The organism is Undibacterium sp. CY21W, assembly GCF_014284265.1.
GTDB classification, from domain to species: domain Bacteria; phylum Pseudomonadota; class Gammaproteobacteria; order Burkholderiales; family Burkholderiaceae_D; genus Undibacterium; species Undibacterium aquatile.
This window is the reverse complement of record NZ_JACOGE010000001.1, coordinates 952,600-965,912: the sequence shown is the minus strand read 5'-3', so window position 1 is coordinate 965,912 and position 13,313 is coordinate 952,600. Positions and strand designations below refer to the sequence as shown.

The 13,313-nt window shown below is 45.6% G+C and carries 12 protein-coding genes; 1 reads left to right on the top strand and 11 read right to left on the bottom strand.

Annotation, left to right across the window (positions count from 1 at the left end; translation table 11 throughout):
* Window positions 1–5 precede the first annotated feature (5 nt).
* From H8K29_RS04305 to H8K29_RS04260, 10 genes are all read right to left on the bottom strand, one after another.
* Window positions 6–866 carry a type II secretion system F family protein gene (locus tag H8K29_RS04305; RefSeq protein ID WP_186896512.1) on the bottom strand — a complete coding sequence of 287 codons (861 nt, stop codon included), beginning with the start codon at window positions 864–866 and terminating at the stop codon, window positions 6–8.
* Window positions 859–2,640: an ATPase, T2SS/T4P/T4SS family gene (locus H8K29_RS04300; RefSeq protein ID WP_186896511.1), complete on the bottom strand. Its 1,782-nt coding sequence runs from the start codon at window positions 2,638–2,640 to the stop codon at window positions 859–861. The genes H8K29_RS04305 and H8K29_RS04300 overlap by 8 nt, the downstream gene beginning before the upstream one ends.
* Window positions 2,641–2,643: 3 nt before the next feature.
* Window positions 2,644–3,942, bottom strand: coding sequence for a type II and III secretion system protein family protein (locus H8K29_RS04295; protein WP_186896510.1), 1,299 nt, complete (start codon window positions 3,940–3,942; stop codon window positions 2,644–2,646).
* Between the two features lie 38 nt (window positions 3,943–3,980).
* Complete coding sequence (gene cpaB, locus H8K29_RS04290; protein ID WP_255423259.1) at window positions 3,981–5,027, bottom strand: Flp pilus assembly protein CpaB; 1,047 nt, start codon at window positions 5,025–5,027, stop codon at window positions 3,981–3,983.
* Between the two features lie 45 nt (window positions 5,028–5,072).
* Window positions 5,073–5,288 (bottom strand): hypothetical protein, encoded by a 216-nt coding sequence (locus H8K29_RS04285; RefSeq protein WP_186896508.1) that lies wholly within the window; start codon window positions 5,286–5,288, stop codon window positions 5,073–5,075.
* A 17-nt stretch (window positions 5,289–5,305) separates the two neighbouring features.
* Window positions 5,306–5,995 (bottom strand): hypothetical protein, encoded by a 690-nt coding sequence (locus H8K29_RS04280; RefSeq protein ID WP_186896507.1) that lies wholly within the window; start codon window positions 5,993–5,995, stop codon window positions 5,306–5,308.
* The gene (locus H8K29_RS04275) at window positions 5,986–6,771 is read right to left on the bottom strand and encodes a hypothetical protein (protein ID WP_186896506.1); all 786 of its coding nucleotides are present in this window, start codon (window positions 6,769–6,771) and stop codon (window positions 5,986–5,988) included. Before H8K29_RS04275 ends, H8K29_RS04280 begins: the two co-directional genes overlap by 10 nt.
* 41 nt (window positions 6,772–6,812) lie before the next feature.
* On the bottom strand, window positions 6,813–7,430 hold the full coding sequence (locus H8K29_RS04270) for a hypothetical protein (protein WP_186896505.1): 618 nt from the start codon (window positions 7,428–7,430) through the stop codon (window positions 6,813–6,815).
* 143 nt (window positions 7,431–7,573) lie between these two features.
* Window positions 7,574–8,965, bottom strand: a complete 1,392-nt coding sequence (locus H8K29_RS04265) for a pilus assembly protein TadG-related protein (RefSeq protein WP_186896504.1) — start codon at window positions 8,963–8,965, stop codon at window positions 7,574–7,576.
* 87 nt (window positions 8,966–9,052) lie between these two features.
* On the bottom strand, window positions 9,053–9,319 hold the full coding sequence (locus H8K29_RS04260) for a hypothetical protein (protein WP_186884919.1): 267 nt from the start codon (window positions 9,317–9,319) through the stop codon (window positions 9,053–9,055).
* A 476-nt stretch (window positions 9,320–9,795) separates the two neighbouring features.
* Between H8K29_RS04260 and H8K29_RS04255 the strand changes: the two genes are divergently transcribed.
* A complete protein-coding gene (locus tag H8K29_RS04255; RefSeq protein WP_186896503.1) occupies window positions 9,796–10,854 on the top strand; it encodes an OmpA family protein in 1,059 nt (352 codons plus the stop codon).
* Window positions 10,855–11,392: 538 nt separating this feature from the next.
* Here the strand turns inward: H8K29_RS04255 and H8K29_RS04250 are convergent.
* Window positions 11,393–13,036, bottom strand: a complete 1,644-nt coding sequence (locus H8K29_RS04250; RefSeq protein ID WP_186896502.1) for a methyl-accepting chemotaxis protein — start codon at window positions 13,034–13,036, stop codon at window positions 11,393–11,395.
* Window positions 13,037–13,313 lie beyond the last annotated feature (277 nt).

Below are 13,313 nucleotides of genomic sequence, written 5' to 3'. Positions count from 1 at the left end.
ACTCCTCAAACGTCAATACGCACGATTTTTCGTATCAAAATAAAGCCGACAAATTCCAGCATAAAGATGACGCACAAAACACCATAGCCTAATAACGTATTAAACATTGGAGCCATCGCCTCAGGTTCCATCGCAGTCAGCGCCCACATCAGAAAGAGCGGCAGACAACCGACGATTATTCCTTGCATTTTTCCTTGCGACGTTAGGGCATCTATTTTGTCTTCCATCGCCAGTTTCTTACGCATGGTGTCAGCAAGGCGCTCCAATGCTTCAGTCAGATTGCCACCCACTTCACGCGCAATTCGCATGCTGGTCGTAAACATCGTATATTCCTGCGACTCTATCCTTTTTTCCAACTCTTCCAGCACATCGTCAAGCGAGACACCCATACGCAACTTACGGACAACCAATCCAAATTCCTGATTGGATGGTTTCGGTAATTGCTCGGCCAGCAATCCCAGCGCCTGCTGCAAGCTCATTCCTGAGCGCAAAGCCCCCACCAGGGAATCAAGCGTGTCCGGCAACTGTCGTATCAGGGTTTTTCGACGTTTTTCTTTTAATCGCTTATGGAAAAATGATGGGCCAAACAAGCAAAAGGCGGCACCGCCGATTGCCAGCAAAAGATTTCCGGTAATGATGAGCAACAACAACGGAACGATGAAAGTAGCAGTTGCACTTATTTTTATCAGGATGGCTGTGTCCAGAAAAATGAACATGTCAGATAACTTTAAGCTAGTGCTGCTCAAGACATTATCCCGATAGCGCTGTATCAGATGATGCCCAAGTTTCCATACGACGTAGGCGAACAGAATCGCACTCAGCGCAAATCCCAATGCAAATACGGATGGCAGAAGAGGACTAAGCATTGCCAACCTGCCCCGACACATGACGATTCATTTCTTCATTGTCAGCCCCGAAGATAGACAGATCAAGATCAACACCCTGCTCACGTAACTCTTCGTAGAAGGTCGGCACATAGCCGCATGGCATAAACTGACCTCGCACCTTGCCATCATCAAAAAATCCCAAGCGCTGAAAGCGAAATATTTCTTGCATTTGTATTACACCGCGCTCCATACCGGTGATCTCTGTAATACTCGTAACTTTACGGGTACCGCAAGCAAAACGGGTTTGCTGAACGATGATCTGCACGGCAGAAGCAATTTGTTCTCGAATCGCTGTGACGGGCAAATCCATGCCAGCCATCAAGACCATGACTTCAAGACGAGATAACATATCCCTCGGCGAATTAGCATGGGCTGTAGTTAGCGAGCCATCGTGACCAGTATTCATCGCCTGCAACATATCCAAGGCTTCACCACCACGACATTCGCCTACTACAATACGATCCGGGCGCATACGCAGGGAGTTTTTTACCAGTTCGCGAATACTTACCTGCCCTCGTCCTTCAACGTTGGCTGGACGGGCTTCCAATGTAACCAAATTATCGTGATAGAGCTTCAACTCAGCCGCATCTTCGATAGTGACAATACGCTCGAATGGTGGGATCAAATTGGATATGACATTCAGTAAAGTTGTTTTACCTGAGCCGGTACCACCAGAAATAATGATGTTCTTTTTCTGCTCAACGCAAATTCTAAGGAAACGTACCATTCCTTCGTCAACCGACCCGAATTTCACTAAATCATCAACTTGTAAGCGACGCTGAGCGAATTTACGAATCGATACTGACGGACCTTTCAGCGCAATCGGGCGAATGACGATATTTACCCGCGAACCATCCTTCAGACGCGCATCACATAGAGGTGTAGATTCATCGACCCGCCGACCGATAGGCGAAACAATCCTTTCAATCACGCCCATCAATGCTTTTTCACTACTGAATGCGATATCGGAACGACGCGACTGCCCAGCCCTTTCGACAAAAATATCTTCCGCCCCATTCACCATAATTTCGGTTACGGAGGGATCTGCCAGCAGACTTTCTAGTACACCTAGTCCGACCGCTTCATCCAGCACAAACTTTTCAAGCTCATGCGGGTCAGTCTGTGCTGGCAACGGCAATTTATCAATCAACTCTTTAATTAGCTTACTTGCGACCGCACGCAATTCCACATCACCCATGCGCGTCACGTCTTGCCGACGTAGATCCAATGTCTTAATCAACTCCGCATGCAAAATGCCGGCATTCGTTGACAACGCTAACTGATGCGCACGATCTTCGACACTTAATTGAGTCGTCAGTTTTTTTTCCTCGGCAACGCTTTCTGGTAGTGCGTTGCTTTCAGCCATCGTCGGAGGACGCTTAAGTGGTAATACCTCTGCAGTTGCAATATCTGAACTTGGATTCATAAACGCAGTATCTGCGTTTATGCTCTGCATTTTATTAGCACTCAAGGACTTGATCCGTAGAGTTTGCCCACTGACGACAATCACATCCTCAACTCTCAAAGGGCCATAACGCACGATACGTTCACCATTGACAAAGACGCCTGTAGGGCAACCCAGATCAACAATACTGAAAACCCCACTGCTTTCAGTCAACACCCGCAATGCGCGCTTACCTGCAGATGCCGGTAAGGGAATCAACGATGCCGCGTCGCAACCGAGAATACAAGCGGTTTCAATACGATATTCCTGTGCGACACCATCATGCCGCTTCGATTCAACTGTCAACATAACTTACTCCGTGATGGACAAACTGGATGCTGGTTTCGGTAACATCTCGCGATCACGTATGTTTTTATTCGTATCGAATAACTTCTGCGCATTAATATCTTTGACTTCCTTATCAGGATCTGGCGTCGCCTGTATCAGCCTCGGGGTGATGATGATCGCGACTTCGCGTTTGGAAATATTGCTGCTCTTGTCTCGGAACAGCCCACCCACCAATGGTACATCGCCCATTCCCGGCACTTTTTGCGTGTCGGCAGATTTTTCGTAGGAATACAAGCCATTCAGAACCACGGTTTCGCCTTCCTTAGAATTGAATTCAGCAGTCGATTTCCGTTTCAAAAATCCAGGAATACCGAGTACGCTCACCGATTTGTCAACGCTGCTGACTTCAACGTCTACCTTGGCGTAAATCGCCCCGGATTTATCTGTAACCGGCGTGACTTCGAGAATGATGCCGTATTCTTTAAATTCGACGTTGGCCTGTCCAAAGCCACCTACGATAGGAATCGGGATTTCTCCGCCTGAAACAAAGCGTGCTTTCGACCCACTGCGAGTCGTCAGGCTTGGCGCAGCCAATACCTCAGCTTCACCATCTTGTACCAGTAAATTGATTCGGGAAGTGATCAGCGACGCCATCGTGACAAAGCCTTTCGGCGGCCAGACCTTGCCAGGCAAGGGTACCTGTGTGAGGTCTAGACCACTGGATTGCACACCAGGCACGTAACGGTAGAGATCATTGCTATAAAAATCTGCCAGCACGCCAGCATGCGGACCGTTTACCGACGAATCCCAGCGTATTCCAAGATCGCGTGCACCTTTGGTGCTTAACTCGACAACTTTGACGTCGAGATAAATCATTTTCTCCCAGCCAATTTTTCCAATGAAATTCACAACGTGTTCTGCATACATTTTCGCAATGGCCTGCGCTCTTTCCTGATTAACGTCGCTCACCATTTCGCCTTCTAGCACGATCTTGGAACCTGCTATTCTTGCTTTGACATTTTCGACATTAGCAAGCAGGCGATTAACGTCATCCAGAATTTTTTTCATATTTGCTTCTAATACAAATACGGTCATTTCCTTTTGGCTGCCATCTTTCATCCACAAATGTAAAGTTGAAACGCCTGGCGTTTCAGCCAAAATAAGCAACTGATTTTGCGAAACAATAGATACGGAAATAATCTTTCCGTTACCGACAGCAATGCGGGTGACGGCAATGGGCAATACTTGCGCTTGTCCGCTAAACAGTTCAATTTCGTTTGTTGAAGATGCCGCAACAGCCTCAGTCATAACACTCGATAACATGAAACTGATTATCAATAAAAATACTTTAATCACGTCATTCATCCGTTTTTACTATTACGTTTTGAAAAAGGAGTATCACTGGTTGGTACAGGCTGCGATGTAATACCTAAACGACTCTTCACATCCAGAGAATTAACGGCAGCATTTGCAGACGACTTCTCAACCTGTGGTTGCATCAGTGTGCCCAGCGCCTCTGCTAACGGATTTTTTCCAACTTCACTCTGCATTTTTACGCCACCTGTTTTCCCTGTACCACCGACAATAATTTCAACAAACTCAGCTGGATTACTGCGATGGTTTTGCGCAGTTTGCTTAAATGTTGCCTCGTCCAGTACCATTTTCCCCAACGCCTTTTTGTCGTCTGGATTTCGCAGAATCGCCGTCAACTGGCCTAATTTTTGACCTAATAAAATTTGTTGTGCGTCGGTCGGATTCACTTTCAATGTGACAGTATTAAAGTCGACATCGATTTCCTTTTGCGCGCCATTTTCAGTTCTTATGGTCTGCTTTTTGGTAATTTTCCCGGTTGCAAGAACGGGCACTGACTGTAAAATCAGACGCACATTTAACTGTTCTTTCTGCGTGCCACTGATAAACTCTGCGGCGTTGAACTGACTGCTTGGGGTTCCGTTCGGAACGGGTGACGAGCCGGTAAACATCAAATCAATAATGTCACCAGGGATCAGCATCCCTGAAATAGAACTGATTTCATCAACTGGAAACGTGATTGCACGCTCACCGCTCTGGATCGTGGTCGACAAGGCCGCACGGTCACTGCGTTCAAGTCCACCGCGGTCAATCGGATCACCGGGTTTCACAGCGTTGATTAAACGTTGACCGGCAACTGAATCCAAAGCTTCCGGCTCAATCACGCTACTGGCAAGATAACGTTCAGGAATTGAACGAACCGCAAGATTGTCTGCAGATAAAGTGCTGCCTGCTGGTAACTCTACTGCAGCAACAATCACTTTTTTCGTTTTATAGGAACCTGCCAGACGTGACTCAGCCTGGGACAAATAAGAACGCAGGTAGTATTGGGCGCCAACGAAGCACAAAATGCCTAATGTAACGGCACCACCTAGCAACAGGGTATTTTTAGAGATTTTCAAGGAAATGAACTGACAATTAGATTAAAAAACAGAAATCAGATAACTGAATCCACGAAAAAATGTAGCGATCGAACGTGCCAAATAATCAGCTGGTGCCATGTTGTTGGTCAGTTCGTGAGGAACAAACAAAACCGCAACTAACACACCGGTTACAATCACGTATTCGATCATTGCCTGACCTTTCTGAGTTTGTTTGTTGGTTGAGTCTGGACTGAATGGAGTTTTACTTGTCGCCATAAATCAAAACCTCTTCTTTATTTAGACTGCACTATCGTATTCATCATTAACAAGGTGCCCGCCTTTTGTGCACTCAGGCGAGCATCAAATTCTTGTCCGTTACGGTTCGCTGAAAATGTTGTTAAAGTGCCGTTTTTTTTCAGTACATGACGTTCCCAGCCTGCTGCTTTGAGAGATGTTTCCAAAGCGCTGACGGTGGCATCAATAGAGCGCGGTGACACCGCGATAATTTGCTGCGATATTTTTCCACCGTCACCTGAATCGATAATTGATACGGTCTGAACATCCGAGGGCAGTCGTACGACTAGTTTTGGTTCGGTAGTTTGTTGTGGAGATGTCAGCGCAACATAGCCTTCGACTTTTGACGCACTGATTTCACGTATTTGAAAACTTCGATGCTGATTTCCTATGCTTTGATTCAACACGATCCAATTGATATTTTTTGTTCTTGTCACAGGACTCCGGTCAGCTTGTTTTTCCCAATTGTCGTGCACCTGTTTAAGCACACTTTCCATCGGCAAATCAGCTGTGAACGCTTTAATTTTCATTGGCGTTCCGTTCAAACGGAGATCCTCGCCGACTGCTTGCAGACGCAAGTTGTCGGGTGTGTCCTGCCAGCCCGCATGACATGGCAAAGCGATGATCGACAATAAGTTGATCAACACGTATTGACACTGTGTTTTGCAACTCAAGAGCTTCAATAGCATGGGCCACCTCCCTTATACACTGGCAATACGGAAGGACTAGATAGGCGATCTGCTGGAACGATGTCAGGACAAATTTGACCAGGTTTGAATTGCGAAAAACTCGGTTCCAGTATTGCCAGAAAGCCGTCGACGACGCTCAGTAAACTGCTGATATTTTGTAATGCAGACGCTGGTGTATAAGCGCGGGTTCGCATCGCGGTTTGCCTGGGGCCATCAGCATCCCAACTATCAGTGACTAATGACGAGGTTTCTTTTAGTGTCAGATTTAGTTGATTCAGCGGATCGGGCAAAGCGGCAATATTGTTTAATTTAACATTGACGGTACTGGTGTATAAACCACCCTGATTCAGCGCCTCACCACCTGTCAGCTTACCGACAGTTTTATCAAGCGTTCCAATCGAGTTGGCAATGGCAGCAGCTGCTTTTCCTGGCAGAGGCGCAGCTGCTGTTGCGACTGTTACATCTTGCGGTTTATCAATCAGCCGTTGCTTATCAACATGATCGGTCCAAAATGCGGTCTGCCGCCCCCAACTCTGACCATTGCTTTTCATGTCCGCCGCCTTATATGTATTCTGATTCCAGCTGAATATCCGCGCGCGGATTTGTCCTTCCAGTTTTGTGTCCGAGAAATTGGCGTTATCGTGCACAGTCCTTTCCCATGCCGCGTAGCGAGCGGCCTGGATCGTATGCGCCTGAATATCATGGAATTTACCAAGATATAAGATGCCTAAAAAAAGGCTGATTGCGACGCCGACAAATACCAGAAATTCCATCATGGCTTGTCCTTGTTGAAATCGACTGTGCGCCAACTGTGCCATTATTTGATAATGAAAACCTTGGGGTCTATGGACGCGCTGACTTTCACCGAAACCGGTTCAGTAATGACGACACCAAACTGATCTTTTGCAGTCAATGCCCTGACATAACCGGCCACGTATTTACCGTCGTAGCCGATAAACTTGGTCGAACCCTGAGTTTGAATCATGCAAACCTGACCTACAGTTTGCGTCGTCGCACTTTCTGGCAAGCATTTCAATGGGATGCCATTGACCACCTTGGCATCGGTATAGATTGCGCTATTTTCCTCGCCACCTTTAATCTCTGCTTGCACAGGCTGCGAGACACGCTCGCCATTTTCCTGAACATCAATGTGATAGCTGTTTCCGTTGTTCACAACACGTAATGTTTCCGTTTTTGCGATCGACGAGGCACAGCCGCTTTCCGGAGTCATGTCGACCTTGATGACGCTACTGACCGTTGTATGCGAGTAATTTTTTCCATCGCTGACGTATGTATCTTTATCGATAATAAAATCAGCAGGAATATCAATAAACGGCTTGACTGGCAGATTTCTTATTTGCGCGAAACCGACGCAGGCGTCATAACCATTTTTATACCAGTCGCGATACTGCGCAAGGTTCTCAGGCTTTGTCACCGTTACCACCTCGTAACCCGATCCCGCTGAGCTACTGTTATTGCTATCCGGATTGGCTGAACTGCCGGAATTACTCCCACAAGCGGTAAGGCCAATAACAAGTGTCAGAACAATGCTTTTCTTGAGTTGACAATGTTTTTTTCTTAACTGCATGTGGAGTCCCCACCTAATAAATTTGGAATTGAGATTAATCCCTTGCTGCGATCCACGATCAAGCGCGCATCTTTGCCGTCAGTAGCTAATGAGGCTCGCCAGTAAGGATTAAATAAACTCGGATACTCGTCTTTTCCGTCTTGACGCGGCGACCGGTAAGGACGCTCAAATGACACGCATGCGGTCGCCAATGCATACACGCCGCTACCGCCAAAATTGGGATCAGCGCTTAATTTGCTACCATCAATTAATGCAACATTGGCTTTGAGAGCCGTGCCAGCGACCGGTATGGCTTCTTTTTTAATGACCACTTCGACAGAAAATGGCAATTTATAAGGATCTTTCGGTTGATAAGGCGGCTTTTTCAGATCTTTGAGATCGCGATATCCCTGAAATTCCGTTTTTATATTTTTAGAATTTTTTCCGTTTGCCTCAGCATTCGCCAGTCGGCCATCCTGGTTACTCCATTCATTAGTGTTGCCATGACGACCTACCTGACTTTTTGAATTCGGAGAATAAGATTGCGCCCCCCCCCAACCCAACGGAACACGAGTATCCCATCTCCCCTTCACAAAATTCCAACTGGTGCGTAGCTCAGCAGAATCTAAACCTTTCCATGAATCGAAATTGATCAAATCCGTACCGCCTTGTTTACGCAATTCAAACACTGGCCACAGGCCCTCCTTCCAATCACGTGCTGTAGTGAAACCATCACGTGAATCTAATGCGACCTGACGAATTCGGGTGCGGCCCTCACGACCACCCGGGCCGCTAGATTTACTATATGTTTGGGTAAAACCGAGCCACTTCCGCTCATTATTTAAAAACAGTTCCACATTGGCTGGAGATAACTCAGCGCCGTTTAAGCGTGCGACGTTTAATGCTAGATCTTGTGCTACTGCAGTACCAACTGCATTTAACCCTACCTGCCCGACCTGATGTTCAATCAAATTCAGTCCACGCATCGCTATATCTGCAATGGGTAACGCACGCTGAACTGCGGTGTCTATTCCACTAATCACTCGCTGCACTGCCGAGGTTGCAGCACCCAGATACGGGATAAACCGCGTAATGTAATTTACGTTTGTGACGAAACGATCAAGGTAAGAAGTCCATGACCGTAAACTGACAGATTGTGCAATCGTTACCTCATTCACAACCATCGCACGATTCATATATGCTTCAAAATTCAATGTTCTGGCCTGCCAGACCGCACCGCTATATGCCGCTGCATCGGCCGCATTCATTGCCCGTAACTTGGAATTGGTCACTTGTCCAGAATTGAATGCAACAAGAAAAAGAGCAACCATCGCTGCCGCAAAGCCCATAAATATGACCAATGCCTGCCCACGAATGACTTCTTTTTTGTATTGCACTGCCATGATTAGACTCAAGTGAAATTCAAAACATCACCGGAGCACAAAGCTCCGGTCATTATTTTTACAAAGTAAATTCTTGAACAAGTTAAATTAGTTACTATCTTTCTCAAACTCTTTCAGATTCTTTTCTTTAGAACCTTGTTCAGTTGCTTTAGAGCCAGCATCTGTAGTTGCCGATCTTGAACCGCCGCTGGCATTACCCGCCAAGGTTGCTGCGGCTACCGCTGTTTGCCCGCGAATTACGCCACCAAATGCTTTGTAAACGCCAATAGCAGCAATCGCAATTAATGCAACAATAATGATGTATTCAGTCATGCCCTGACCGAGCTGACGACGACGTGAAGTGAATGTATTCATAAATTCTCCGACGATTTATCCAAAAAAAAAGAAACGACTTAATGCCCAGAAATAATAGTGCAATATAAGAATTATTTTTTGACAATTACATTAATTTACATTTCTTTCAAATATGTAAATTTTCTTTATTCCAAATATAAATAGTGCTATACAGATCAATTACTTAGTATCATTTAGCATATTTCTTGTTGCTTAAAATAGTCGCAGAGAATGAAGCCTGGCATTAGAATTTCTCTCACTCTTTTAAAGGAAAACTATATGAAATATCGTTCTTTAAAATAAATAAACGATAACTTTTCGCCTAAAATACGTTACAAAAAAGAAAATTTCTTACATCTCTTTTCTTTTAATTTCTTAAAGTTACATTTTTCTTTTTTTCCTTTGGCTTCTAGTCGTTAAGCTATGCCTTTTAGCTAAAAACGGTTTGTTGGACAAACACCAGAACAGATTTTCTCCACTTATTCAATCCATTGATCATGCGTCTCTTTCCATTAGCTCTCTCCGTCTTCCTTGTCGCAGCCTTAAGTGTTACGGGCTGCAAGAAAAAACCGGCAGATATGCCGGTAAGCACCCATAATTCAGCGAGCAGTAGCAGCGTCGAAACTGCTGCAACGAACACCAATACCGTAACTCCTGCTCAGTCAGCAGCCAGCCCTACATTTGATGTCAATACGGTACCGGTCTCCGGTATAGCGTTACCGCCATTTCCATATCTCGACTATCCAGAGAAACTGGAAAATGGCTATCGGCATAATAATCAGGACTCGAATTTCGATGAAGTTCAGTTGATTGCGGGACGGGATATGCGCAAGGTGGAAGGAAAAGTTTCACGGCGATTTTATCCACACACGACAATTGGGATGTCAGCAACAGGCTCCGTAAAAAATTACGAAAATGCGATCAAGTCGCTCGGTGGAGTAAAAGTGAATGAGATCACGCCAGTTGATCCCGCTTTTCTGAAATTACATAACGAAGACGAGAGCACGCTAGCCAAAAAAATGCATTTACCAGGAATCCGAAATGGTGGTCAAAATTACCAGGTATATCTGCTGCGTACCGACAAGACCAATATCTGGTTTATCGTGTCGATTTTCGATGATGAATCGTCTACCTGGTTAGTCACTGTTGAAGAAAAAGCCCTGGAACAAAGCGTCGGTCTCGTTAAAGCAGATGCGATGGCCGCAAGCCTGCAAACGCAGGGGCATATTACGCTTTATTTGTCATTCGATACCGACAGCGATGTCATTAAAACCGATAGCAAACCCGTCGTCGATGAGATTGTCAAATTGTTGCGGGCTGACGAAAAATTGCAGTTGAATATCGAAGGTCATACGGACAACGTTGGTGCTGCCGCTCATAATAAAACTCTGTCACAGGCGCGGGCGCAAGCCGTCGTTAAAGCGATCACCTCTCAAGGGATAAACCCGACGCGCCTTAACGCTATTGGCATGGGTGCTGAGCGACCGTTACAAGACAACTCTAGCGAGGCAGGACGGGCAAAAAACCGCCGTGTTGAGTTGGTGAAACTGAAGTAGCGCGAGATAAATGCGACCGAAACAGTGAGATCGATAGATCTTCACTGATTTTACGCTGTCGGAAACTTAATTACACCTAACAAAAAATAAGGGCTGAACAAGCCCCTTATTTTTTAATCCATAAAAACCAATCGTCAGGACGCAATTACAGAATGGTTTTCGTTCATTAGTACGAAAACTTTCGATAGATATCGATGTCACGACCGGTGGTATTACATGGCACGTGAACGATGATTATTTTCTGAATGTAACCCGCCCGAAAAATCGAGCCACGGATAACAAGAGTTCTTGATGGAGCTTTTATGCAAAAGATGAATCAGAGTCACTGCTAGGCTTTGCACTTGAGGCATTGGCTTCCAGCACAAATAATTTCCAAAGATGTTTTACTGAAATTGAGCCCTATGTTTGTCCTATCCAAAAAATTCAGAGTTAGCTGAACGAAATCCATAAAAGTTCAGAGTTAGCTGAATTATTTGTTCAGAATTCATTATTCAGCCAAAATATAAGTCATTGATTTTCATAAAAATGCAGTTCAGAGTTATCTGAACTTCGACAATTGCCCGCTCAAATATGTGGTGTGCGGATGCGTGCCGGTAGCGGCATTTTTTGCAACTCTTTTCATGGCTTGCTGATGATCTCCCTGATTTAGCCGGAAGACGCTGACTACGTTGGACAAATTCGCGGCCTGTTCTTGTAAGCTTTGCGCTGCAGCTGCGGCCTGCTCTACAAGTGCGGCATTTTGTTGCGTCGTGTTGTCCATTTGAATGATGGCTTGATTCACTTGCTGAATACCTGCCGATTGTTCTTTGCTGGCGTTGTTGATTTCACTCATGATGCCGGTAACATGCTTAACGCGATCGACAATTTCTGTCATCGTTGCTCCGGCCTGATCAACCAGCTTCGTTCCCTGACTCACTTTATCAACCGAGTCATCTATCAGTTGTTTGATTTCCTTCGCCGCGCTAGCGGAACGCTGCGCCAGATTACGGACTTCCGACGCTACTACAGCAAATCCACGCCCTTGCTCACCCGCCCGCGCAGCCTCCACAGCCGCATTGAGTGCAAGGATATTCGTTTGAAAAGCAATGCCATCAATGACCGCAATAATATCGACGATTTTTTTCGATGATGTGCTGATATCGCCCATCGTGCCAACGACTTGCGAGACAACCGTACCGCCCTGAATCGCTGCATCTGCCGCTGCATGTACGAGTTGATTTGCGTCATGTGCGTTCTGAGAATTCTGCTGCATCGTGCTGGTCAGCTCCTCCATTGAAGACGCGGTCTCCTCAAGTGATCCCGCCTGGGATTCTGTTCTGGAGGACAGATCCATATTCCCGCTGGCAATTTCGGTAGAAGCAGTGACGATGGTATCCGTGCTATCTCGAACCTCGGCCACAATTTTCCGCAAACCTTCGTTCATATCTTTTAATGCCATCACCAACTGACCTGTCTCATCGCTGGAATCAATACGAATATCACTCGTCAGATCACCATCCGCCACGCGGCGTGCAAGCACTACTGCTGAATTTAATGGCCGGGTGATACCTATGGTCAGATACCATGCACAAAAACTACCTATCAGCAAAAACAGAACGATCAGAGTCGTAATAAGGATGCGGCTGCTGGCCGCAATGGCATCGACTTCCTTACTGAGATGATCCACCTCTTCCTTCTGAAAATTAAGATAATCGAGTAAGGCTTTTTGAAAGGCGTCAGACATTGGTATGAATTTTTCAAACAGTTTATTCATCTCCTCAGTCTGGCCTTCTTTTTTGGCCTTTAAAATCTGGTCTCTGGTGCTGACGTAGGACTTACGTACAACAACGATGTTTTCCAGAAGTTGTTTTTCGTCAGGCGTATCGACGTTACTTTCCAGGTATTTTTGAATTTCATTATTTCGTGTGGTTGACGTCTTAACGTCCGCAGAAAAAAAATCGCCTAATGATTCATCGGAACTTTTAACAACCGCCAAAGTACGCTTTAAGCCCGCAACGGTAACCCTGTACCACTCCTCTGTTAGACGCTCTTTTTTTAAAGGCTCCTGCATCATCGCCCTCGTACTACTCGCCACCTCGTTCAGTCGCCAAAGACCTATGCATGAAGATATTGTTGCCAATAAAAGTACTATCCCAAAACCAAAACCGAGTCGCGTACCGATAGGCAGATCTTTAATTTTCATCTTATCCTCACAAGTTAACTGAGCAGAGCGAAACTGATTACAAAAGCTGACGACTGAGCAGATCACAACGGCAATAGACATACTGTCATTGCTCATATTACGCCTTGATATCGCTATAAAAAACTAATACGTGCAAACATCAAACAAACGTCTGTTCTTCCTGTGTATTTTTACGACAAGCCATACGAAACAATGTCACTTTTATTTCATACAACTAGCGTAACGGATAACGAGAAGTGAAAACTCACTCCATTGTGAAAATTCAAATTAACAATGA

Bases quoted from the DNA above. Each gene is read 5' to 3' on its own strand.
- H8K29_RS04305 (WP_186896512.1), bottom strand. From the start codon at position 866: ATGCTTAGTCCTCTTCTGCCATCCGTATTTGCATTGGGATTTGCGCTG.
- H8K29_RS04300 (WP_186896511.1), bottom strand. From the start codon at position 2,640: ATGTTGACAGTTGAATCGAAGCGGCATGATGGTGTCGCACAGGAATAT.
- H8K29_RS04295 (WP_186896510.1), bottom strand. From the start codon at position 3,942: ATGTTATCGAGTGTTATGACTGAGGCTGTTGCGGCATCTTCAACAAAC.
- H8K29_RS04285 (WP_186896508.1), bottom strand. From the start codon at position 5,288: ATGGCGACAAGTAAAACTCCATTCAGTCCAGACTCAACCAACAAACAA.
- H8K29_RS04280 (WP_186896507.1), bottom strand. From the start codon at position 5,995: ATGCTATTGAAGCTCTTGAGTTGCAAAACACAGTGTCAATACGTGTTG.
- H8K29_RS04275 (WP_186896506.1), bottom strand. From the start codon at position 6,771: ATGATGGAATTTCTGGTATTTGTCGGCGTCGCAATCAGCCTTTTTTTA.
- H8K29_RS04265 (WP_186896504.1), bottom strand. From the start codon at position 8,965: ATGGCAGTGCAATACAAAAAAGAAGTCATTCGTGGGCAGGCATTGGTC.
- H8K29_RS04260 (WP_186884919.1), bottom strand. From the start codon at position 9,319: ATGAATACATTCACTTCACGTCGTCGTCAGCTCGGTCAGGGCATGACT.
- H8K29_RS04255 (WP_186896503.1), top strand. From the start codon at position 9,796: ATGCGTCTCTTTCCATTAGCTCTCTCCGTCTTCCTTGTCGCAGCCTTA.
- H8K29_RS04250 (WP_186896502.1), bottom strand. From the start codon at position 13,036: ATGAAAATTAAAGATCTGCCTATCGGTACGCGACTCGGTTTTGGTTTT.